The organism is Microcoleus sp. Pol11C3 (assembly GCF_036701485.1).
In the GTDB taxonomy this organism is placed as follows: Bacteria; Cyanobacteriota; Cyanobacteriia; order Cyanobacteriales; family Microcoleaceae; genus Microcoleus.
The window spans coordinates 1-23784 of sequence record NZ_JAUBQW010000077.1; the positions used below are offsets into that span (position 1 = coordinate 1).

Annotated in this window: 21 protein-coding genes; 11 read left to right on the forward strand and 10 right to left on the reverse strand. The window is 46.8% G+C overall.

What is annotated here, in order from left to right; translation table 11 throughout:
• Nucleotides 1-63: 63 nt before the first annotated feature.
• Nucleotides 64-561: a hypothetical protein gene (locus QUA40_RS17625; RefSeq protein WP_333128057.1), complete on the reverse strand. Its 498-nt coding sequence runs from the start codon at nt 559-561 to the stop codon at nt 64-66.
• An 86-nt stretch (nt 562-647) separates the two neighbouring features.
• On the opposite strand from QUA40_RS17625, the gene QUA40_RS17630 reads away from it, so the two are divergent.
• The gene (locus QUA40_RS17630) at nt 648-1046 is read left to right on the forward strand and encodes a hypothetical protein (protein ID WP_333128059.1); all 399 of its coding nucleotides are present in this window, start codon (nt 648-650) and stop codon (nt 1044-1046) included.
• A gap of 382 nt (nt 1047-1428) precedes the next feature.
• Nucleotides 1429-2481: a Gfo/Idh/MocA family protein gene (locus QUA40_RS17635; protein ID WP_015178266.1), complete on the forward strand. Its 1053-nt coding sequence runs from the start codon at nt 1429-1431 to the stop codon at nt 2479-2481.
• A gap of 267 nt (nt 2482-2748) precedes the next feature.
• On the opposite strand, the gene QUA40_RS17640 is transcribed toward QUA40_RS17635, so the two are convergent.
• Nucleotides 2749-3735 carry a GDSL-type esterase/lipase family protein gene (locus QUA40_RS17640; protein WP_333128061.1) on the reverse strand — a complete coding sequence of 329 codons (987 nt, stop codon included), beginning with the start codon at nt 3733-3735 and terminating at the stop codon, nt 2749-2751.
• A gap of 399 nt (nt 3736-4134) precedes the next feature.
• Between QUA40_RS17640 and btpA the strand changes: the two genes are divergently transcribed.
• The 4 genes from btpA (at nt 4135) to QUA40_RS17660 (ending at nt 9508) form a co-directional block, all read left to right on the forward strand.
• Nucleotides 4135-5022: a photosystem I biogenesis protein BtpA gene (gene btpA, locus QUA40_RS17645; protein WP_138921119.1), complete on the forward strand. Its 888-nt coding sequence runs from the start codon at nt 4135-4137 to the stop codon at nt 5020-5022.
• Between the two features lie 128 nt (nt 5023-5150).
• Nucleotides 5151-6074: a vitamin K epoxide reductase family protein gene (locus QUA40_RS17650; protein WP_333128063.1), complete on the forward strand. Its 924-nt coding sequence runs from the start codon at nt 5151-5153 to the stop codon at nt 6072-6074.
• A 460-nt stretch (nt 6075-6534) separates the two neighbouring features.
• On the forward strand, nt 6535-8670 hold the full coding sequence (locus QUA40_RS17655; protein WP_445301160.1) for a CHASE2 domain-containing protein: 2136 nt from the start codon (nt 6535-6537) through the stop codon (nt 8668-8670).
• Nucleotides 8671-9244: 574 nt separating this feature from the next.
• Nucleotides 9245-9508, forward strand: coding sequence for a hypothetical protein (locus tag QUA40_RS17660; protein ID WP_333128066.1), 264 nt, complete (start codon nt 9245-9247; stop codon nt 9506-9508).
• Between the two features lie 21 nt (nt 9509-9529).
• On the opposite strand, the gene nadB is transcribed toward QUA40_RS17660, so the two are convergent.
• The 3 genes from nadB to QUA40_RS17675 all read right to left on the reverse strand — a co-directional run bounded on the left by nadB (nt 9530) and on the right by QUA40_RS17675 (nt 13351).
• Nucleotides 9530-11182, reverse strand: coding sequence for an L-aspartate oxidase (nadB, locus tag QUA40_RS17665; protein ID WP_333128068.1), 1653 nt, complete (start codon nt 11180-11182; stop codon nt 9530-9532).
• Between the two features lie 321 nt (nt 11183-11503).
• A complete protein-coding gene (gene psbU, locus QUA40_RS17670; protein WP_333128071.1) occupies nt 11504-11938 on the reverse strand; it encodes a photosystem II complex extrinsic protein PsbU in 435 nt (144 codons plus the stop codon).
• Nucleotides 11939-12361: 423 nt separating this feature from the next.
• Complete coding sequence (locus QUA40_RS17675) at nt 12362-13351, reverse strand: adenylate/guanylate cyclase domain-containing protein (protein WP_333128074.1); 990 nt, start codon at nt 13349-13351, stop codon at nt 12362-12364.
• A gap of 512 nt (nt 13352-13863) precedes the next feature.
• On the opposite strand from QUA40_RS17675, the gene hisF reads away from it, so the two are divergent.
• On the forward strand, nt 13864-14655 hold the full coding sequence (gene hisF / locus QUA40_RS17680) for an imidazole glycerol phosphate synthase subunit HisF (RefSeq protein WP_333128076.1): 792 nt from the start codon (nt 13864-13866) through the stop codon (nt 14653-14655).
• Between the two features lie 433 nt (nt 14656-15088).
• On the forward strand, nt 15089-15430 hold the full coding sequence (locus QUA40_RS17685; protein ID WP_333041098.1) for a low temperature-induced protein: 342 nt from the start codon (nt 15089-15091) through the stop codon (nt 15428-15430).
• Between the two features lie 162 nt (nt 15431-15592).
• On the opposite strand, the gene QUA40_RS17690 is transcribed toward QUA40_RS17685, so the two are convergent.
• Nucleotides 15593-16609 (reverse strand): TOBE-like domain-containing protein, encoded by a 1017-nt coding sequence (locus tag QUA40_RS17690; RefSeq protein ID WP_333128079.1) that lies wholly within the window; start codon nt 16607-16609, stop codon nt 15593-15595.
• Between the two features lie 439 nt (nt 16610-17048).
• On the opposite strand from QUA40_RS17690, the gene argC reads away from it, so the two are divergent.
• Complete coding sequence (gene argC, locus QUA40_RS17695) at nt 17049-18107, forward strand: N-acetyl-gamma-glutamyl-phosphate reductase (RefSeq protein WP_333128081.1); 1059 nt, start codon at nt 17049-17051, stop codon at nt 18105-18107.
• 129 nt (nt 18108-18236) lie between these two features.
• Here argC and eno read toward each other — a convergent pair whose 3' ends face one another.
• Nucleotides 18237-19517 carry a phosphopyruvate hydratase gene (gene eno, locus QUA40_RS17700; protein WP_445301161.1) on the reverse strand — a complete coding sequence of 427 codons (1281 nt, stop codon included), beginning with the start codon at nt 19515-19517 and terminating at the stop codon, nt 18237-18239.
• Between the two features lie 298 nt (nt 19518-19815).
• On the opposite strand from eno, the gene QUA40_RS17705 reads away from it, so the two are divergent.
• Nucleotides 19816-20739 carry a calcium-binding protein gene (locus QUA40_RS17705; protein ID WP_333128084.1) on the forward strand — a complete coding sequence of 308 codons (924 nt, stop codon included), beginning with the start codon at nt 19816-19818 and terminating at the stop codon, nt 20737-20739.
• Between the two features lie 135 nt (nt 20740-20874).
• On the forward strand, nt 20875-21789 hold the full coding sequence (locus QUA40_RS17710; RefSeq protein WP_333128085.1) for a calcium-binding protein: 915 nt from the start codon (nt 20875-20877) through the stop codon (nt 21787-21789).
• A 90-nt stretch (nt 21790-21879) separates the two neighbouring features.
• On the opposite strand, the gene QUA40_RS17715 is transcribed toward QUA40_RS17710, so the two are convergent.
• From QUA40_RS17715 to QUA40_RS17725, 3 genes are all read right to left on the reverse strand, one after another.
• Entirely contained in the window at nt 21880-22527 is a 648-nt protein-coding gene (locus QUA40_RS17715) for a nucleoside triphosphate pyrophosphatase (RefSeq protein ID WP_333128088.1), read from the reverse strand.
• 134 nt (nt 22528-22661) lie between these two features.
• Nucleotides 22662-23201 carry a photosystem II reaction center PsbP gene (gene psbP, locus QUA40_RS17720; protein ID WP_333128090.1) on the reverse strand — a complete coding sequence of 180 codons (540 nt, stop codon included), beginning with the start codon at nt 23199-23201 and terminating at the stop codon, nt 22662-22664.
• 143 nt (nt 23202-23344) lie between these two features.
• Nucleotides 23345-23557 carry a high light inducible protein gene (locus QUA40_RS17725; protein WP_333128091.1) on the reverse strand — a complete coding sequence of 71 codons (213 nt, stop codon included), beginning with the start codon at nt 23555-23557 and terminating at the stop codon, nt 23345-23347.
• Nucleotides 23558-23784 lie beyond the last annotated feature (227 nt).

The window sequence follows — 23784 nt, forward strand, 5'->3', positions numbered from 1 at the left end:
GCCTTATCTTTAGTTGAGTTTGAATATATCGGTCGCTCCTATTCATAGTTTGCGATCGATTATTCAGCAAGCCCTATATAGCTTTGTATACCCCGCGAAAACAGAGCTCCTATCATATAACTCCCCGCCCAAAGCTATAGACCAAGATGCCTCACCCTGAACTTTGAGGTAAAAAGACCCTCCTGGCTCGTCTGGAGGAATGATTATTTCTTTCGTCTCAGAGTGTCCACCGCGTGCTTGCAGTCCGAGAAAATCCCCTTGATAAAATAAAGCTGTAGCCCCTGCCAAATTGTAGGAGTTTTTGCCTTCTAGTACTAGATAGTTAGCAATGTAAAAAGGGTTTAATATTCCCCCGGAAACTGCAACTTGTTCCCATCCTATTCCTGTAAGCGAGGAGTTATTCACCGTGAAAGAACCGTCAGCGGCACGTTGCGCAGAGAAAGAGTAGGTAAGTACGGCGGCTTGTGCTTTGTCTACTCCTACCAATGACACGACCCCAAACACACTTAAAATTGTGCTAGCGATCGCACTTCCTAATCTCTGCCTTTGTTTCTGATTCATAGTCTACCTCATCAGATTTTATTTAAATGTATTCGATTGAAGAAAGCGATCGCACGTAAGTATCCACATTCTTAACATACAGATATGTGTTGGGACGCGAGGTTTTGGGGATACGGAAACTCCAAGGCGTTAATCTCGATCGAGATTATGTAACAGAGTGGGCCCAGCGTTTGGGGGTTGTGGATGCTTTAACTCAAACTCTGACGCTCGGGCGGACTCTGAACAAATACAGCACTTCCGGCTATTACAATACTTCGGACAGTTTTAGAGCCGAGCGAGTGTCCGAACCCATTACTGGCTATATAGTGGACTATTTTTTCAATAGACCTCTTGCAAAAATAACTAGGACGGGCAAGATGCCCATCCCACAAAAAACATTTTTTCTTGTGGAACGGGCATCTTGCCCGTTCCAAAATTTGATTAAAAGGACTTTTGCAAGAGGTCTAATGTTTAAGTCGAGCGCTAAGTTGCCTAAAATGGGTTAAAAATGGCAGGGCTTCCTCCGTAAGGCTTACAGGGTCGTTAAAAAACTGTCCGAACTATTGCTATTATGAAGCACACTTTTACTCGTATCCCTTTCCTGTCCTAACTTTCGATACTGTCTACGTACCTCATAGCTGCCGGAAGTGCTGTATGTCATCCAATTGCCTTAAATCATATTTAGTGTTATTTGTCAATACGCAATTTATCTAAAATTTACCCCAACATTGTGCCCTGTGTTCTGTGCCGTCTTCCTTCTTCCTTCTCTTAGAAATTCTTCACAAATAGATTGACTGTGATACTATCTGGATGGCTGTGAGTAGCTGAGGGAAGCCAAGGGGCTTGATTCCTGTGGTGGTGGAGGAGAATCCAGGAGTGCTAGATAGGATGTCATTGGGATACGCAAACGTTTTCGCCCAGCGAAGTCAACCCGAACCCCTCCGCATTGGGGTCATTGGGGTTGGCAATATGGGCCAGCACCACACGCGAGTTCTGAGCTTGCTAAAAGATATCGAGCTCGTGGGTGTTGCAGACATAAATGTAGAGCGGGGAATAGATGTAGCAAGCAAATACCGGGTTCGCTTCTTTGAAGACTACCGAGATTTGCTCGCCCACGTAGATGCAGTTTGCGTCGCCGTTCCAACTCGCCTGCATCACCCTGTGGGGATGTCTTGTCTCCAAGCGGGTGTTCACGTTTTAATTGAAAAGCCGATCGCGGCTAGCATTGCCGAAGCCGAATCTTTGGTCAACGCGGCTGCTGAGGCCCACCGGATTTTACAAGTGGGTCACATCGAGCGCTTCAATCCAGCTTTTCAGGAACTCGGCAAAGTGCTGAAAACTGAAGAGTTACTGGCATTGGAAGCTCACCGGATGAGTCCCTATTCCCAGCGGGCTAACGACGTATCGGTAGTTTTGGATTTAATGATCCACGACATCGACTTGCTCCTGGAATTAGCAGATTCCCAAGTGGTGAAGCTGACGGCCAGTGGCAGCAGGGCCTCAGATTCAGGTTATTTAGACTACGTGACAGCGACGCTGAACTTTGCTAACGGCATTGTCGCCACCTTGACTGCGAGTAAGGTGACGCACCGCAAACTCCGTTCAATCGTGGCTCACTGCAAAAATTCTCTGACAGAGGCAGATTTTCTCAACAACGAAATCTTGATTCACCGACAAACAACCGCCAATTACGTGACGGATTACGGTCAGGTGCTTTACCGTCAAGATGGGTTGATCGAGAAAGTTTACACCAGCAATATAGAACCGCTCCACGCAGAATTGGAGCATTTTATTAATTGCGTGCGGGGTGGAAATCAGCCTTCAGTGGGAGGAGAACAAGCTCTCAAAGCTCTGCGGCTTGCGAGTTCGATCGAGCAAATGGCTCTCGACGGTCAAGCTTGGTACCCGAAAGAGCTAGAGTCTACTTTGCAAGTTAGCTAAATCGAGACAAATCGTGTCGTTTCCGGGTGCTTTTACAGTTTGGGTTTGTTGTTCGTTGAAGACAGTAACTGTTCCCATGCAACCGGATTCGATGTCAGTCGATTTGAGATTTGAGACGGGGGCGCGAGCATTTCGGCGAGCGCGAGCGTCGAAGGATTTTAGACTTTAGATTGACCCTGCAGATGAATCTGGGGGCTTGAACTAAGGTTTAAAATTTTTTGCTCTCCACAACAGGAGTCGGGGGCAATTATCCGTCTTGAGGTGAGGTCACGATTTATGCCAAAAAAGAGCGACTATTTGACGACTGATGGTTTTGCTCACTAGCTGATTTCCTTGAGGACTGAGGTGAATGCTGTCTCGATACAAAGTTGGAAGTTCGGCCCCACAATTGAAAATGGGAAGAAAATCTATGTAAGTAATTTTCTCAGTTTCGACGAGTTCGGCGAGACGCGCTCTAGCCTTGACTTCCCAGTCGCGAGGGCCCGGGTCGCCGACTTCGCCTCGCTTGGGCGTGACGGCTAGCAAAAACTCGACGTTGGCCGATACAGCTATTTTCTGGATTTGGCGAATAGCTTCTAAGTTGCAGCCTACTACATCGCCGCTTGTGGCTCCGGGTGCTGCCAATTGGGGAGTCGGCACTGGAGGTAGCAGATAGCGGCTCAATAACTCTAGCGCAGCCGATCGGGGTTTGTGATCCGGGTAAGATCGATCGCGACCCACAACCACAGGACAGGGAGCCGATGCAAAAAAATCGTCCGTATTGAGCAGCAACACCACAGCATTTGCCCCAAAAACACCGAACCGCTTGGCGTAAGCAAGTTGATTCCTCGGCCCCCAAGAATTCGCTGAGGCGTTGAGAACTTCAAAATCTGAATAGTTGACTTGTGAACCTAATTGTGCATTGCTCGCCAGATTCTGTACTTGCAGTGTCAAATCCCGAGCCATAATTTCCGAGATCGTATCTGTCTGATGTGTCCACCAACCGCCGTTGGCGACAGAATCTCCCAACAGCAAGACGCGCAGAGTTTCTGGAGGGGGTATCGGGGCGATCGATCCGCTACGCATCGAATACTCGTTAATCTCAATCCGGTTGCCCAAGCGGCGCACCTTTTGGTTGGGCGCCAACAAATAGCCGCACTCGGCATCGGCAATGTAAATCAAGGGATTGCCAAAACCCAGCAGCACCCGCAGCAGCACTTCGATTGCTGCCCACAATCCTACGGTGACAGCCAAAATTATGAGAACAACTTTCACCACTTAACCTCGAGAGAGAAGGAAAAACCCCTGCCGACACCAAGGTATAAAAAAGAATGCAACTGCACTCAAGCTCTCAACCCCGATTGTAGTCAGTCGATTTTAGATTAAAGATTAAACATTGACTCCACAGATGAACCTGGGATATCTCCCTAAAATCTCAACTTTTTTGCTTTCCTGGACTCCTATCTTGAAGCAAGTATCCGTCTTTAAGTGAGCTCAGTAGGTCGCCCTAGGAAAATCTAAAATCTAAAATCTAAAATGTTATGGCTGCGGGGTTTGAGCAACTTGGCGGCCCGATTAAGTCAACCGAATCGCCCCCGTGGATATAGAATTCTAGAATATACCGTCAAAATCCGCCGTCAGCCGTCAGTGAACTTGGTGGTTTCAGGAAAATCCGTGGACTTAAAACAAATATTCAAAACGCCGAATCCCATAATCGGTGTCGTACATTTACAGCCTTTGCCAACTTCTCCCCGCTGGGGCGGAAACCTCAAAGCTATTATCGGAAGAGCCGAGCAAGAGGCTACAGCGCTGGCTTCGGGTGGCGCAAACGGTATCATAGTCGAGAACTTTTTCGACGCTCCTTTTGCTAAAGACAGCGTAGATCCGGCGGTGGTAAGTGCCATGACTCTGGTAGTTGAGAGGCTAACAAATCTCGTGACGCTGCCGATCGGCGTTAACGTGCTGCGAAACGACGCCCACAGCGCGATCGCCATCGCCTCCTGCACAGGAGCTCAATTCATCCGCGTCAACGTTCTCAACGGCATCATGGCTACAGACCAAGGCTTAATTGAAGGCCAAGCTCACCAGCTACTGCGCTACCGCCGGGAATTGGGCAGCGATGTCAAAATATTAGCAGACGTGTTAGTCAAGCACGGGCGCCCCCTAGGCAGCCCCAACTTGACCACAGCCGTTCAAGAGACGATCGGGCGAGCTTTAGCCGACGCCGTAATCCTTTCCGGCTGGACAACGGGTAGCCCTCCCAATCTCGAAGACTTAGAACTCGCGAGTGCAGCAGCAGCCGGAATTCCAGTTTTCATCGGCAGCGGCGCCTCGTGGGAAAACATTTCCACCCTCATGCAGGCCGCTGACGGCGTAATCGTATCGAGTTCCCTGAAGCGAAACGGCCGCATCGAGCAGCCAATCGATCCGATCCGCGTCAGTCAGTTTGTAGAAGCAGCCCGCCGCAGCTTGTCACAGAAAGAACGCGAACAGGAAAACAGAGACGCTAATGGCTCAAGAGGGCCCACACCGGAACCGGGCAAAGTCACAAGTAAAACGTAAAATGAGAATAGTTGACTGTTGGCAGTTGGCAGTAGTCATCAGTTATCAGTTATCAGTCATTAGTTAACAATTAACAGTCATTAGTCAACAGTCAACAATTCCCAATTCCCCCATTACCAAATCAAAAAATGATTCGCCGACGTTCAACCCCTTGGATTCATCGCTGGTCTAGGACTCTGATGGCAGCGATCGCAGCCATAGGCGTCGTAGAAACGGCCTATCTCACGATCGCTAAATTCACGACTGGCTCGGTCATTTGTCCCACCAGCGGCTGTGACAAAGTTCTCAACAGTCCCTACGCTACAGTCTTTGGCACAGTGCCTTTAAGTTTGTTAGGCTGTCTAGCTTACCTGAGCATAGCAATCCTGGCATGGGCCCCCAAAGCTGTAAATCCCGACACCAAGAAAGGACTGCACTCTCAACTAGAAAATAAAACTTGGCAAGCGCTATTTATCATCACCGCTGCGATGGTAATTTTCAGCAGCTATTTGATCTATTTGATGGCTTTTGAAATTCAGGATCTGTGTATTTATTGCGTCACTTCTGCCTTATTTTCGCTGTCGCTGTTTGTGCTGGTGCTAGTCGGGCGCGAGTGGGAAGATATCGGACAGTTGGTGTTTACAGGCATTTTGGTGGCAATGGTGAGTTCGATCGGTGCCTTGGGACTTTATAACAGCGTCAACTCACCTCCTCCTATTGTCTCTACCGCCGGAATTGAACCCCCTGCAGTCACTACAACCTCCGGCCCGGCACAAATTGCTTTGGCCCGCCACCTCCGACAAATTGGCGCTAAAGAGTACGGCGCTTACTGGTGTCCCCACTGCCACGACCAAAAAATACTGTTCGGCAAAGAAGCAGCCAAAATAATTGATTATTTTGAATGCGATCCCAAGGGGCAAAATTCCCGCGCTGAAATTTGCCAAGCTGCGGCTGCGAATATTAAAGGTTTCCCGACTTGGGAGATTAAAGGTCAGTTTTATTCCGGGACGCAATCTTTGGATAAACTCGCTGATTTATCGGGTTACACCGGCCCGCACAACTTTCAAAACTAACAGAAAGACTTGAGATTATAGATGACAGATTTTAGATTAATTGGCTAAAAATTTCCTGCTTTTAAACTTAGTTTATCGTTTGCTAGTTCGGGAAAATTAATCTAAAATCTCGCATCTATAAAATCAATAAAAAAATAGGAAAAATTAGTTAGAACGAAAAAGTTTAAAACAATTTGTTGTTCTGTAGTATTTAGATCGGTGAAGAACTATTAAAACTTTTACATAAAAATGCAAGAAACCGGGTTTCTGCTTCCAGAGTTATTGTTGAAATGAGATATTTTGGTTGCGAAACCGGGTTTCTGCTGTTGCAGCCCGATCGCACCGAAAAACCAAAAAATTGGATAATCATAAATCAAAAATCGACTGAGCCGAAAAACCAAAAAATTGGATAATCATAAATCAAAAATCGACTAAGCCGATCATCCCGGAGATCTAAAAGCTATATGCAGTAGTAGCTTAGATGCTCGAAGGGCGAGGCAGGAATCCTGAAAATATGCTAAAAACTATCAAAAAATGGCTGAATCGAGAACGCCGAGTATTGATTACTGCGAGTGCCGTTGCTAGTGCGGTCATTGTAATGCGCTGGTTCGGATTTTTTCAGGTGTGGGAATGGGTTGCTTTCGACCACTTTGTGCGCTGGCGGCCGGCCGAACCAATTGATTCGCGCATCGTCATTGTAGAAATTAAGGAAGCTGACTTGCAAAAATACGGCTACCCAATTTCGGATGCTGTCTTGGCCCAATTGCTGCAAAAATTGCACGCGGGCAAGCCGCGGGCGATTGGTCTCGACGTTTACCGAGATTTGCCAACTCAACCCGGTAACGCCGAATTGCTCAAAACTTTTAAAACTATTCCCAACTTAATCGGCATTGAGTTGATGCCAGACGAAACCAGGCTCGGAGTTCGCCCGCCTCCGGTAGTGGACAAGCTCGATCGAATCGGTTTCAACAACGTTGTCATCGACGCTGACTCAAAAGTGCGCCGAAATTTGCTCTACGCTTGGCCCGGAGACGGCAAAACTCATCAAAGTTTCGCACTGAGACTGGCTTTGCTTTACCTCAAAAGCGAAGGAATTTCCCCTCAACGAGCAAGAGTCAATCCTAAATACTTGCAGTTAGGCAAGGGGGTTTTTCGGCCTTTTCAACCGAATGACGGTGGTTACGTTCGATCGGACAGCCGTGGCTATCAAATTTTGACCAACCTGCGCGGCTCGCGAGGCAGTTTTCGCAGTGCATCGATGAACGATGTGCTCTCTGGCACAGTACCTGCTGATTTTGTACGATCGCGCGTTGTCTTGATCGGCTCAACTGCCCCCAGCCTCAGAGACTTTTACCAAAATGCTTACAGTTCAGGTTGGTTTGATCCTCCCCAGCAAATACCGGGAGTTGAGCTTCAGGCTCATTTCTTGAGCCAAATTTTAAGTGCGGCCCTCGACGGGCGCGGGGGTATCAATGTCTGGCCAGAGGCTGCGGAGTTGCTGTGGATTTTACTGTGGTCTTGGGCCGGAGCAAATGTGAGTTGGAATTTGCGATCACTTAGTCGATCGGCTTACTGTTTATCAAGTATCTGTATAGGTCTGAGTGCCAGTTTATACTTAGCCTTTTTAGCCGGCTGGTGGCTGCCGTTAATTCCTACAATCCTCAGTCTTTTGGGTTCTGGTGTCGCAGTTGTGGGCTATCTGGCTCATTTACAAGAAGAATTAAAACGGTCTAAAGAATTTTTACAATCGCTAATCGATACAATTCCCGACCCGATTTTTGTCAAAGATCGAAATCACCGCTGCGTTGTTTTGAATCAGGCCTATTGTCGGTTTATCGGCTATCCTTTAGAAAATTTAACCGGCCGCACAGATTACGATTTCTTTTCCCAAGACGAAGCCGATATATTTTGGCAGCAAGACGAATTAGTATTGCAAACTCACCAGCCGCGAGAAAATGAAGAATATTTTACCGACGCTCACGGAATTACGCATCTAATTGCGACTAAAAGATCCCTGCATAAAGATGCTGCCGGCAACCTATTTTTAGTCGGCGCAATCAGAGATATTACCGAGCGCCAACTTCGGGCAAATGCCCTAGAGCAAAAAAATGCTGAGCTCAGCCACCAAGCTTATCACGATGCTCTGACCGGTTTGCCCAACCGCCAAATGTTCTACGAATGCTTGCATCGGTCTCTAGAAATAGCCTCCAGCACTCAGGAATTGGTAGCTTTACTCTTTTTAGATTTAGATGGATTTAAGTCAATCAACGACACTCTCGGACACAATGTGGGCGATTTACTCTTAAAAACAGTTGCCAGTCGGCTCAAAAAATGCTTGCGCGGCAGCGATACTATCTCGCGGTTGGGTGGCGACGAGTTCACAGTCATTTTGCCCGCAATTCCAGGTCGCGAGGAAGCTGCCAAAGTAGCGGAAAAAATTTGCGACGCCATCATGCAGCCTTTTATTTTAGAAGAACATACAGTTTCTGTAACTACAAGTATTGGCATTAGTTTATATCCCATTGATGGTCAAGAGCCAGAGATTTTAGTTAAGAATGCAGATGCTGCGATGTATCGTGCTAAGGAACGCGGGAAAAATCAATATCACTTTTATTAATTAAGACCCGTTAAAAACATAATGCAACTGTAGGTAAAGTCCCCAGCCCCATATTGATAAGTCATTTGTAATTATTCAATTTTTTTATATAAAATCTCAATTATTTCAGACAAAATTTGAGCAATTTCTAGACCTCAAAGGCTAATTGAGCCGTGAGGGAGATATTATTTCAGGCTGTTGTGCAGCTAACTTAAAAAAATAGGTCGCTCCTTAAACTTTAAGCCCTCTAAGCTTTTTGAAACTGTTCAAAAAAATGTCCAAAGTAGTCAAATCTCAAATCTCATAACTTAAAATTTTCTAATTAGTCATCTGCCATTAGATAGAGTTAGTAAAATATAAAACTTATGAGAGCAACTTGCCCTCTCCTCTAAATGTTACAAAATTTTAAAATAAATCACAACCTGAAACCAAATTTAAATCGTCGAAAAGCCTTAATGTAAAAAAATTTACGTAAACTTATGAAACTTAATTAAAGAAAATGTAAAGATATCAGTGGAACTACGGAAATTGATAGATATAATAGGTGGTAGGGACGTGCATCAACTACGGTGATTTGAATAAGGCTGTGAATACTATGCGTACTTTGATTAAGCTCACAACAACGGCAACCCTGGCGGCCTGCCTGCAAGTGAATATAGTCGGCACCGCAAATGCGGCTCGACTTGCCAGCAACTCAACGAGCAATTTCACAAAAGCCCGTAGCGCGGGCAAGATCCCGACGCCATCGACCTCCAGAGTTTTGACAGTTGCACAAACCTCTAGGTTTCCAAATTACCCAAAACAATACGAACCAGACCCGAACGGGAACCCCAAAAGTGACGGTACGGGAACGCGCTGACCCCAAATTTTCAATAAATTTTCAATCTTCTATTCGCGGAGATTTGTACCAATTCGATTGGTTAATTAAAGTATGGCTGCACCAATCCGGATCGGTGAGGGGATAGTCCACTCGGTAATGACCGCCACGGCTTTCAGTGCGAAACGCAGCACTTTTGACAATTAAATAGCCGATATCCAATAAATTCCCCACTTCTCCCCAATTTCGCAAAATTGAGCTATTCTCCGTCTCAGCAGGGGAAAAATCAATAATTTGTCCGGGTCGTAAATTATCAAGCGTTTGACTCAAAGGCAACGAAGCAAATTCTTGCCGCCAAATCTCAAGTTGGACGAGCGCACTTTCCAAATCGCGTTGTCCTCGGCAAATTCCCGCACTCTGCCACACCAAATTCGGCAATTCGACCCGCAACTTGTCGATCGCCTCAATATCCTTTTCAGAAATTGATTTTTCCAAGATTTCCCCTGCCTCGAACTGATCGGCGAATGCCTCGGGCCTTCCACCTTCTAGCTGCAAAAGTCCCATCTGCGCCCCAAAAACCAGACATTCCAGCAGCGAATTGCTCGCCAACCGGTTAGCGCCGTGTACCCCAGTGCTCGCAGTTTCTCCCACCGCGTACAAACCCGGAATCGAAGTTTGATTAAACTTGTCAGCGACAATTCCTCCCATCCAGTAATGGGCCGCAGGCGTCACCGGCACCGGTTCGGAAAAAATATCAATTCCCCAATCAGCGCACACTTGAATAATATTTGGAAACCTGTAGCGCAGTCGATCGACCGCTATCGGGCGCAAATCGAGCCAAACATGAGGTTCCCCCGTCTTCTGCAAGTGGCGGAAAATAGCGCGGCTGACAACATCCCTAGGGGCGAGTTCCCCGCTGGGGTGAGAGTCAAAAGCAAAGCGATATCCCTTACTGTCAACCAAATGAGCTCCTTCTCCCCGCACCGCTTCGCTAATGAGAAACCGAGGCGCGCCCGCTGTGCTCAGCGCCGTCGGGTGAAACTGCACAAATTCTAAGTCTCGCAGCAGCGCCCCGGCTCGCCACCCAATTGCCACCCCGTCCCCGGTACTTACCGAGGGATTGGTCGTTTGAGCAAAAACCTGTCCGCCGCCGCCTGTCGCCAGCACCACCGCTTTGGCCCGCAGCCACTTGACTTGTGAGCCACAAATCGAGCTAATCCCCTGACAGCGCCCGGTTTCGTCTAGCCACAGACTCAAAGCAAAGGCAGGAGATACGAGTTGAATGTTTTTGCGGCTCAATACTTTTGCTGTCAGCGTACTGATCACGGCTTTGCCCGTAGTGTCGGCGGCGTGGAGAACTCGGCGGCGGGAGTGGGCTGCTTCTAGGGTGAGGGCTAAATCTGGGCCGGTGCGATCGAATGCAACGCCCATTTTCACGAGGGAGTCAATGCAAGCACCAGCTTCTTCGACTAAAAATTTCACGGCTTCCAAATCGCAAAGACCGGCTCCTGCAGCCAGTGTATCTTGAACGTGCAGCGCTGCCGAATCTTCAGGGGCGATCGCTGCGGCAATCCCTCCTTGAGCCCAATCACTAGCAGAAACAGGCAGGGTATTTTTATTGATCAAGCCCACCTGCAAATGCTCTGGCAGGCAAAGTGCTGTGTACAAACCCGCCGCGCCAGCACCTATTACCAATACGTCAAATTTGTCAGTCATAAGTCGGCCGCCAGTCGATTTTAGATTTTAGATTTTAGATTTTAGAATTGACTCCACAGATAAATCTGGGGAATTGAACTAATGTCTGTCGATCGAGTTTATATTTTAGATTTTAGATTTTAGAATTCACTCGACAGAGGAATCTGGGTAACCCGCTTATTTCAATCTAGGAAATTTTTGCGGGCTTTTGCCGAATGGTAGTTGAAAGTAAGTCTTGAGAAATTAAAGGCAGAAGTCATCAGCCTATAGAAAAAAATCTTTTCTTTCGGCCGTTTGCCTTCTGCCAAATGACTTCTGCCTTCAAATGAGACCCGCTGCTACCTAGTCGTAGAGACCATTATTTAACCTGGTGTCTCCTTCAATAAAGACTGATTCAACATCAGTTACGGTGAATTTGTCCATGTTAGCTTGCAGCACTTTTTTCTGAGCGTCCGTCAAGTCTGAAATGTTGAGTACGTCCTCAACTTTTTCGTAAGGAGCATTCTTAATAATTACTCGAGCTAAAGTGGGATACAACCCTCGAAAGTCCCGAAAGTCCCGGACGGCGCTGTTGTTCAAATCAAGTTTTTTGCCGTATTCTGTGGCCAGCTTCTCATCGGCGCGATTGGTTCTAGCCGGAGCTTCAACAGCTAGGAGCGAGGATGATGGCAAGACGATACGGCTTAATGACGCCGCGATCGCGCTTTGGTCTCCAGCCCATGCAAAGCAGCCCAGCACTAAGCCCAATACTGCCAATAGACGACCCAATCGTTTCATGAAGTTTTGTCTCCCAATTTCATACACAGCATTTATGTAGAGACTACCATTTTGCTTATGCAGTTTTTCAGATAAATCCGCAACACGTAGAGGGCTGTTATAAACTTTACATTTAGGCATTGACATCACGGACGATATATGATATCGATTCCGGTTGCACCGGAATGCTTGTTGACGGTTGACGGTTGACGGTTGACTGTGAGTCAAAAAAATGAAAATTGCGCGCTATATTTATTGGCCGCTTGATTCGACTTTATGCCCGAGGATGAAGCGCGGATATCATATCAATTCCGGCTGCGCCGGAATTGATATGATATCTCTCGAAATTGAGGCATCGCAGGCAAGTTTATAAAAGGCCCTCCCCATGAAAAACTCGGACTCCCATTTTAAGGGTTAATTTTTGCCCCGCACCCAATTTTCAAGCTATTGAGAACTCTTTCCTTTCGTTTTGAGAAAAGCGTTCAAGTCAGCATAAGTACCGCCGTAGGCCAGGCTGGGATTTTCGTAACCCTTCAAAGCAACGGTGTGCTGCTCGAAAGCGCCCTGGGCACCCAATTGAGTCAGGTATTTGTATGTCGTTTCTCCCACAGCGATATCCTTGCCAAGTTGCTTGGTGCAAGATTCCAGGCGAAATGCTGCGTTTACAGTATCTCCCAAGGCGGTATAGTCCGATCGGTCGCTGCTGCCAGAATTTCCCACCATTGCATAACCGGTATTGATGCCTGCCCCGACTCGCAAAGGAAAAGGCAGGGGGTAACGGCTGCTGAGTTCGTCTGTTGCCTTGTGCAGTTCGCTCAAAGCTTGGCAAATCCGCATCATTTCCTCGCTGCTGACACCGCTGGTTTTGTGGAACCAGACAGCCATGATGGCATCGCCGATGTATTTGTCCACCCAACTGCCGTGTTCGCGAATGATCAGTCCTGCTTTGCGGAACCAACTGCCGATGACTTCTGAGAGTAGGGTTTCGTCTAGCTGCCTAGTCAAAACAGTAAAGTCTCGGATGTCCATTACCATGACGCTAATCAGGCTACGCACAGTCAAAGTTGCCGTAAAATCGTCAGAGTCTGTCTCGTGTATTGGCTCGATCCGGTGGCCGGCACTTGGGTTGTAGAAGTCCAATTCGGTTTGACCGAAAATAATCCGATCGCCATTTCTGAGAGTCACAGGAATACTGACGCGCCGCCCGTTGACAAAGGAACCGTTGCGGCTGCCCAAGTCAATCAGGTAGAACTCTCCTGTCTCCATTTGCTGTAACATCGCGTGATTACGGGAAATCCAGCGATCGGTCAGTACAAAATTATTGTCATCGCTCCGCCCTACTGTCCAGCAATTGCTGCCGGAGAGCGGCAAGTAGCGATTGCCGCTTTTCTCTGTACGAAGTACCAAATGTGGATTGGCTTGCAAAGTCACCACAGCCCTAAAAACGACATCAAGTCAACCGATTTGAGGTTTTAAACTTTAAATTTTAACTTTACCGCGCGGCTTATAACTGAGATTACTGCTAAAAAACCTCAAATCGCCTGTTCTCAAATCTAAAATTGTTTAGTCGATCGTCGATGCACCAAACCATATAGGATTGCCGAACCACAATTCGATCGCCAGCGAAGGTAGTTATGGTTCGATCATAAGCGAAATTGTCATATTTTTCACCCCAAAGATATATCTGGGAAGTTAAATTTGCTGCTGGTTGCGGAAAATATGACTATCTACCCAATATTCTACCTAATGTTGCCTACCGCACCCAGAGCCAAGTTTTATTTATGCTCAGGGGCAGCAAAAAACTGGAAAATGGCTCTCCGGCTCAGACCTACGGTGGTTAAACACAAGGTATCTTTAAGATTTGTTGCTTAACTTCATGTTTTTGAAGATATCAACAAGCCTTTTCCTCGCTGCGGCGGTCAATAAATTAGAAACACGAGAATTTTATGTTGTCGAAAAGAATTTTACCTTGTCTGGATGTCAAAGCCGGTCGCGTGGTCAAAGGTGTCAATTTTGTCAACCTTCAGGATGCTGGCGATCCAGTAGAAATGGCTCAGGTTTACAATGATGCGGGTGCTGACGAGTTGGTGTTTCTGGACATTACCGCGACTCACGAAGACCGGGACATTATTATTGATGTGGTGTACCGAACGGCCGATCGCGTATTTATCCCTTTGACGGTGGGCGGCGGTATCCAATCCTTAGACACAATTAAAAGTTTGTTGAGGGCGGGCGCTGATAAGGTGAGTATTAATTCGGCGGCGGTGCGCGATCCGAGTTTAATTGACAAAGCCAGCGATCGATTTGGCAATCAGTGCATTGTAATCGCGATCGACGCCCGCAAACGGCAAGACGCGGATAATCCTGGTTGGGACGTGTACGTGCGCGGAGGGCGAGAAAATACCGGCAAAGATGCGATCGCCTGGGCCAAAGAAGCCGAACAGCGCGGCGCGGGCGAAATTCTGGTGACAAGCATGGACTCGGACGGTACTCAAGCGGGTTACGATTTGGAATTAACTCGAAGCATTGCCGAAATTGTCGAAATTCCCGTCATTGCTTCCGGCGGCGCCGGCAACTGTCACCACATCTACGAAGCCGTGACTGAGGGCAAAGCAGAAGCAGCCCTGCTGGCTTCCCTGCTGCATTACGGGCAACTCAGTGTAGGAGAAATTAAAACTTATCTAGCAAAATGTCAAGTTCCCGTGCGACAGCAGCAGCCATTAGTTATTAGTCATTAGTCAGTGGATAGTCGGGCGCATCTCATATCTTCCAACATTTTGCACAAACCGCTCTGCGGGTTCACTCAAGCGCCCTCTCACATTGCAAACAGGCTAAATAAACCGGCCCCCACCCCACGATAAAACCAGTTACTGAGATTGATACTGCTATGTGAGGCGCATCCGAAGGCACTTATAGAGAATTTTTTTGCTTCTACACAAGTGCCTTCTACATAAATGTCTTGGGGCGACCCAGGCCAGTCATCTAGATATATTCCCTGAGAAGGATTTCAAGTACCAGCTTTTTCAGCTAAATATTATATATTAGCTCAATTTGAAAGAAAGCAACGGTTGCTTTTCTCAAACTTGAGTTAAAGATTGTGCAGAATATGAGTGAGCTTCAGCCTGTTAACAATCTTAGCGATCAAAACTTCTAAAAACGGAGAAATTTTGTATGTCTTTTATCAGCTTTAACTTCCCTGCCAAGCGTTTAGTCCGCACTTTAATAGCTGTTTGTTTTTGTGCTTTGATGTTTGTTTCTAATGCTTTCCCGGCTTTTGCAGTTACTAGCAGCCCCACCAAAGGTGAAGACCAACTTTTAGGAATTGAAAAAGAATCTCAAGAAGCTGTACTGAAAAAACCAATGTCCTTGGAAGAAACTCAAGAAAAAGCCAGCAAAGGACCCAACGAAGTTCAGGGAGACGCTGACATTGAAAAAATGAAAAATCCTTCCAATACACAAGCTACATCCTTTGAGCAACAAGTCAAAAAAGCGGTCAACAAAATTAAAGACTAACTCAGCGCGCAGTAGTCAGCGGACAGTTGTCAGTATAAAAGATTAGGGACACGGCGCGGTGCGGTGTCCCTAGAGTTTTTTTGTGTAGATACACCGCACCGCGCTACCTCTTTTGAAAGGCCGTATCCAATCTAAATTTAGCTTTAGTTTTCATAATTGGTCTTAGATGGAATAAAAAAGTGGAAAGGACTTGGCATCTTTCGGCTTTACGAACACTCTTTGCTGGGGCTGCAAAAGCAAGCTATCGAATCTTTCTCTCGTCAAATTAGCGTTTACTACTTGACCGTCATCTAAGGTTAATTCTACCTGAATTTCCCATCCCAAATGAATCAAACGACTGATTCTTGCAGGCACTGTTGCACTATTTTCTGTAGTTTCAATTAGTACGTCGTGAGGGCGCAAGAAAATCTCCGGGTGGGCTGATTCAAACCCGTTACCTTGAAACATCCTCGAACTGCTGGGTAATACATTGACTGGGCCGATAAAACTCATTACGAAAGCACTCGCTGGATTGTCGTAAATTTCTGCGGGTGTGCCGACTTGTTCGATTTTACCTTTATTCATTACTGTAATTTGATCGGCCACTTCCATCGCTTCTTCTTGATCGTGTGTCACAAAGACTGTGGTAACGTGAACTTCGTCGTGCAGTCGCCGCAACCAAGCACGCAAATCTTTGCGAACTTTGGCATCAAGAGCTCCAAAAGGTTCGTCTAGCAGTAATACTTTTGGTTCCACAGCCAGGGCTCTGGCGAGGGCCACGCGCTGCCGCTGGCCTCCTGAAAGTTGCGACGGGTATCTATTGCCCAATCCTGCCAATTGCACTAAATTCAACAATTCTTCTACTCGCGATTTGACTTTCGCGGGGGGTATTTTCTGAATTTCCATCCCGAAAGCGATGTTTTTTCGCACGGTCATGTGCTTGAATAGCGCGTAGTGTTGAAACACAAACCCAATTTCGCGGTCTTGGACGCTAGTATTCGTGGCATCTTGGCCTGTTAGCCAGATTTTGCCGGAGTCGGGCATTTCTAAACCTGCAATCAGCCGCAGCAGTGTAGACTTGCCGGAACCAGACGGGCCCAGCAATGCGACTAGGGAACCCGATTCAATTTCTAAGCTGACTCGATCGAGTGCTTGGAAACTGCCAAACTGTTTTGATACGTTTTCTACAACTATGCCCATAGGTAGGAAGAAGGAAGAGGGAAGAGGGAAGAGGGAAGAGGCAGGATACAGGAAGCAAGAGGCAAGAGGCAAGAGGGAAAAATGTTAATCTCCGGTTTGTGGATGGGTTAAGGTAAGTTTTTTTATACCACGATCGAACATCAGTTTGTTAATTGTAGGGTTTTGGCGATCGGTCAGTCGATTTTAGATTTTAGATTTTAGATTTACTTGCAGCTTTGAATCTGGAAGATGGAAGTTTGGTCTAAAATTTTGGGCTCTCCAGGAAAGGAGTCGGGGCTTTTTATCGGTTTTTGGGCGGTGTCAAACAGCCGAAAATTAACAAAAATGCACTTCCAAAACAAAACAACACAATTCTTTGCCACCAAAGTTGGCGTTTGGTACTACAATGCAGCAAAAGTTCAAGCGTTTTTGACTTCAACGGCTGAGGGGATAAAGGAAAATGGGAGATGTTGGACGTGTGCCTGTAGGAATTATCGGCGCTTCAGGGTACGGCGGCGTGCAACTTGTGCGACTGCTGGCAGATCACCCAGCGGCTGAAGTAGTGTATTTGGGCGGGGATAGCAGTGCGGGAAAACCTTTTTCCAGCCTTTATCCGCACCTGACTAACTGCATTGATTTGACAGTCGAGGCGATCGACCTAGACAAAATAGCCGCCAAATGTGAAGTTGTGTTTCTGTCGCTGCCGAACGGTTTAGCTTGCAAAATGGCACCGACGCTGATAGAAAAAGGCTGCAAAGTCTTGGATTTGTCGGCTGACTACAGATTTGAAAATCTGGAAACTTACAAAGCTTGGTACGGCGGCGAGCGATCGGACTCTGAACTGGCTGCAACGGCTGTTTACGGTTTGCCAGAATTGTATCGCGATCGAATTAAAGACGCTCAGTTAGTAGGCTGTGCCGGGTGCTACGTCACTGCTAGTTTATTAGCCCTGGCGCCTTTGCTCAAACAAGGCCTCATTGTGCCCGAAACAGCAATTATCGACGCCAAATCCGGTGCTTCGGGAGGGGGCCGCAAAGCCGAAGTTAATCTCTTGTTGGCTGAAGCAGAGGGTTCTCTGGGCGCTTACGGTGTTGGCCGCCACCGCCACACGCCAGAAATCGAGCAAATTTGCAGCGATTTAGCAGGACACGATATTAAAGTTCAGTTTACTCCCCACCTCATTCCGATGGTGCGGGGAATTCTGGCGACTGTGTACGCAACTTTGCGTGATCCGGGTTTGGTGCGAGAAGATTTAATCACGATTTTCAGCGCTTTTTACCGCAATTGTCCTTGGGTAAAAGTGTTGCCGGCTGGAGTTTATCCGCAAACAAAATGGGCTTGTGGCACAAATTTGTGTTACATCGGTGTGGAAGTCGATCCGCGTACTGACAGGGTGATTGTACTATCGGCGATCGACAATTTAATTAAGGGACAAGCAGGTCAAGGCATCCAGTGCATGAACTTGATGATGGGCTGGGAAGAAACTTTGGGTTTGCCACAATTGGCTTTCTATCCTTAATTGGGCATTGGGCATTGGGCATTGGGCATTGGGCATTGGGCACTGGGCACTGGGCACGAAAATTAAAAATTAACCGATTCCCAATTACCCATGCCCAATTACCCATGCCCAATTACCGATTATCGATCGCTATTTCGGCCCGTAACCGATCGACCCAGCATAAATTGCCCGATCGCCCAATTGATCCTCAATCCGTAACAAACGGTTGTATTTGGCAACCCGTTCGCTGCGACACAAAGAACCAGTCTTGATTTGGCCGGCGCGAGTCGCTACCGCTAAATCGGCAATTGTGGTATCTTCAGTTTCACCGGAACGGTGGCTGATGACGGCTCGATAGCTGTTCCGTTTGCCCAGGTCGATCGTATCCAAAGTCTCCGTTAAAGAACCAATTTGATTCAGCTTAATCAAAATCGAATTGCTAGCTTTCAAATCAATCCCTTTTTGCAACCGCGTGCGATTAGTAACAAACAAATCGTCACCCACCAATTGAACTTTGCTGCCCATTTTCTGCGTCAGCGCTACCCAACTGTCCCAATCGTCTTCATGCAAACCATCTTCAATGGAAATAATGGGATATTGACTCGCCAAACCATCCAAATAATCGATTAATTCTGCAGGCGAATGAGCCACACCGTCGTAAGTGTACTGCCCATCTTTGTAAAATTCGCTAGCAGCAACATCCAAAGCCAAAGCAACTTGTTCACCCGGTTTGTAGCCCGCTTTTTCAATAGCTGCAATCAACAAATCCAAAGCTGCTTGATTGGATTTAAGATTAGGCGCAAAACCGCCTTCATCACCCACACCAGTCAGCAAACCCTCAGCTTTTAAGACTTTACTCAAGGATTCAAATACCTCTGCACCCCAGCGTAAAGCTTCTTTAAAAGATGGCGCACCCACAGGGACAATCATAAATTCTTGAATGTCCACATTATTGTTAGCGTGAGATCCCCCGTTGATCACGTTCATCAAAGGCACGGGTAAAACGTTAGCTAAGGGCCCGCCCAAGTAGCGGTAAAGGGGGAGTCCTAAAGTCTCGGCTGCCGCCTTTGCTGTGGCTAAGGAGACTCCGAGAATGGCATTTGCGCCGAGGTGGGATTTGTTGGGGGAACCGTCCAAGTCAATCATGGTTTTGTCTACCAGCGCTTGGTCGATCGCATCCAGATTCGCCAAAGCGGGGGCAATTTTGTGTTCAACGTTAGCGACGGCTTTCAGGACTCCTTTTCCGCCGTAACGTTTGTTGTCGCCGTCGCGGAGTTCGTGGGCTTCAAAAGAGCCTGTAGAGGCGCCGCTGGGCACTTGTGCGAGCCCGACAACACCGTTAGCTAGGTAAACTTCCGCTTCAATGGTGGGGCGGCCGCGGGAGTCGAGGATTTCTCTGGCTTTAATAAATTCGATCGCAGTGTCTAGCATATTAAGGATTCCTGACTTTACTCACGGTTTGATGACATTTGGCAGTCTGTTGGCTTTCCCACGCTGACTGCTGACGGGTAATAGATTACGCGATCCCCAGAATTATTGCTGCACAGTTCAAAATATTTGCGGATTTGGGCAGTCGGGTGTCAATAAGTTAGGCTTGTTGCATCAGAATCTCCAACAATTTTGACAGTAAGTTGATTTTTTCAACCGTAGATTCACGGGGAGTTTGTAATTGGAACCTTTGCTAACCTCAGAATGTCAACCAAGTCAATCAAAAAAGGAAAAATCTAAGATGTTAGAAACAAATCTCCCAGAACTTAAAGCATTAGCTAACGACTCCGACCCAATTATTCCCGTTCCCCCAAACATTAGATTGCTCACAGGGCCTTTGCGAAATCCCAGCGACCCCAACTTTTTTGACCTTGCTCCCAATGACGATATAGTTCAATTAGCAACCGGAATTCTTCGCAACACTCCCGGAGGTTTGCGCGCCTTAGCGGGCAACGATTTTGTCAGAGGTTCAGATGCTGCCGAACAGATGAACGGGAATAGTGGCAATGATACTTTAATCGGAGGTTGTGGCGACGATACTATTCGCGGTGGCGCTCAAGATTTTGACTACCTCTACGGAGAATGCGGTAACGATGTTCTCAATGGCAACCAAGGCATTGACTACGCTTGGGGAGGCACGGGAAATGACTTTGTTCGAGGCGGTCAAGGGAACGACTGGTTACTAGGAAACAGTGGCAACGATACTCTGATTGGTGATGCTGGAATTGACAAACTTTGGGGAGGTGCAGATGCAGATTTATTTGTCCTCCGCAGAGAAGCGGAAGCAACTTCGCGGCCCTTTGGTTCAGATATACCGCGTCCAACGGGCAATTTTCCTATATTTGTAGATATAGTGCCTGCCGATTTTATCCTCGATTACGATCCGGCTCAAGGTGATACGATCGGGTTAGCTGGAGGATTGACGCGAAATGATATTGTTTTAAGCGAAAAGTTTTTACTAATTGGCGATGCCAGAGAGTTTGACAGTCGCGGCTTTTTTCCCGATCCTCCGACGATCCAAACTGGTGATTTTAAAATACTAAATACTAGGGCGACGGTGATTCGCGAAGCTAGTACGGGAAATATTTTGGGTTTGGTGAAAGAGGTGTCGCCTTCTCAACTTCAGTTTACATCTGTATCCGATGAGGCGATCGCCCTAGGCTAACTCAAATCGGTACAGACTGCTGCTAAGAAAGCAGAACAGGGACGGGGGTGCCACCCGTTCCACAAGCCTGGTTAATTGGAACCTTTGTTAAAATCAGAATGTCAACCAAGTCAATAAAAAAAAGAAAAACCTCAGATGTTAGAAACAAATCTCGGAGAAATTAGAGCATTAGCTGAAAATTCAGACCCAATTATTGCTGATCCCCCTAACATCAAATTACTCACAGGGCCATTGCCAAATCCAGGCAGCGACCCCAAATTTTTTGACTTAACTTCCAATGACGACGCATTTCAATTAGCAAATGGAATTCTGCGGAATACTCCCGGAGGTTTGCGGGCATTAGGTGGCAACGATTTTGTCAGAGGTTCAGGTGGTGCGGAACTGATGAACGGTAACAGTGGCACAGATACTTTAATCGGAGGTTGCGGCAGCGATACTATTCGTGGCGGCCAAGATTTTGACATTCTTTATGGAGAATGTGGCAGCGATTTTGTCAGCGGAGATCAAGGTGATGACTACGTTTATGGAGGCACGGCTAATGACTTTATTCGCGGCGGTAAAGGAAATGATGCTTTAGTAGGAGAGAGTGGAAACGATACTCTAATCGGTGATGCTGGAATTGATAGACTTTGGGGAAGTGAAGGCGCAGATTTGTTTGTCCTCCGCACAGAAGTGGGAGCAACTTCGGGGGAGATTGGTTCGCTTCAACCGCCTCCTAGCGGCAGTTTTGATGTAGATGAAGTGCCTGCCGATTTTATTCTCGATTACAATCCGGCTGAAGGTGATGTAATTGGATTGGCGTCTGGATTGACGCGAAATGATATTGTTTTGAGCGAAAGGTTTTTAACAATTGGTGATGCTAGAGATTACGATAGCAGTGGCCCTTTTCCCCCGGGACAGCCTCGAACTGCGGATTTTAGAGTGTTAAATACTAAGGCGACGGTGATTCGGGAAGCTAGCAGTGGCAATATCTTGGGTTTGGTGAAGGATGTTTCGCCGGATAAACTTCAGTTTATATCTCTATCGGATGCAGCGATCGCTTTAGGATAATCCTCATAGGTTTGTAGTAAGAAATTTAATCCTCTATGAGAACTAAAGCCCTTACTAAAAACCATTTTATTCGTTTCCAAGTTCTGCATTTCAAGACCAAAAATCCGCCACATCATATCCCATTTCGGTGAGCATTTGTCGCAGCAGAGGTAAGCTCAAACCGATCACATTCGTGTGACATCCTTCGATTTGTTCCACAAAAAAGCCGCCTTTACCTTCCAGTGCAAAACAGCCTGCACAGGCGAGGGGTTCTCCGGTAGCGACGTAGGCTGCGATTTGGCGCGAGGTAACTTCCGCAAAATGAACTTTTGTAACTTGACAGCGAATGAGCGATCGCTTCATTGCCTGATCAAAGTCATCGAATCTAGTATCAATTAAAGCATGACCCGTATATAATTCGCCAACCTTACCGCGCATTTTCTGCCAGCGCGAGATTGCTTCTTCCGCATCCTTTGGTTTGCCGTGAATTTCGCCATCTATGACCAACATTGAATCGCATCCTAACACCAAACACGATTTGGGATAGGAGATTTGCGGGTGAGAATTAGCCAGCAAAAACTTAGCTACAGCCTCAGCTTTTCCCTCTGCTAAAACCTGCACTAATTTAGTGGCATCCCTCATTTGTATTTGCCCTTCATCAAAGTCGCTGGGGCAAATGACAGCTTTAATGCCGGCATTTTCTAGCAGGCGACGGCGCGCCGGGGAAGCTGAAGCTAACACAAAAGTGGGATTTTTCATAAGTTAAGAAGGAAGAAGGAAGAGGTAAGAAGGAAGAGGTAAGAAGGAAGAGGTAAGAAGGAATAAAAATAAACTAAACTATTCCCCATCCCAATGCCCTGCGCCCTATTCCCCATTCCCAACTACTTTTTAATCTAATAAACAGAGAAAGATTTAACAACTTTCTCAAAAGCTTCTTTTACCTTGGGCCAGCGTTCTTCAGTAGTGGAAACGTTAAGCGTAAAAAGTTTGCCGCGGCTGACGGCTACACTCGCTAAGTTGTGCCGTTCTTGGTTTGGCAACTTAACGGCGTATTCTAAAATGTAATAGTTTTTCGATCGCGATTCACGAGCTTCAGCATTGACTAATTCAGCTTCGCGGCCGGAATCAGTTGGGGCGATCGCACTTTTGCTGAGCTTGTATCCCACATCTGTCGGCGTTCCCAAATCCGCCAGAGTTTTGTCCTTGGCGACTGGACTGATTACCACGCTGACGTTCTCGGTTTGCTGAATCAAATCGCGGAACACCACATCTGGCCCATTAGAAACCGCGATCGGCAGCCAGCCGTTAGGATAGAGAAATTGATAGCCGTCGCCAGTATCAACATAGCTTTTGAGTCCGGTGACTTTAGACACACAACCGCTCAAGGTGAGGCTTAGAACCACCAGAAGTATTGCCGCAATTCGTTTGAGCATTCTTTTTACGGGTAGGGTAACACTAAAATATTTAATTTTAATTGTCTCACCAAACCTTGCCCCTCAAAATAGTTAAGCTATGGATCGCTGTTTGTGTACCGCCCGCGAGCCATAGCCATATAGTTTAATTTTTAACAAAATAATTACAGGTGAGTCAGCCAGCTAATCAGTCCGTGCTTGGTCGAAACTTCTAAAGCCAAGAGAGAAACAAAGCCAATCATGGCAAGGCGGCCGTTTAAGCGTTCTGCGTAGGGAGTGAAGCCGGTGCGGGGTTGGTCATCGATGTATACTGTCGGCTCGATCGCAAAATTGTTCATTTTGCCTTGGTCGTCCAGCATTAAGCCTCTGTTAGTCATGTTTTTTTCTTAAATTGCTTATGGTGTACTGTAAATAAATGTAACAGACTGATGAAGATATGTAAAGGATTGTGAGAATTTTTTTTAAAGACCTCGATCTGACAGCAGTTTCTCAAAAAAATGCAACTGTAGGCAAGCTCCAAACCCTTATAGAATCAGTCCTTCCCGATTCTTTAATCTAAAATCTAAATTTAGAAGGGTATGACAGTGGACAGTAGACTCTGAGC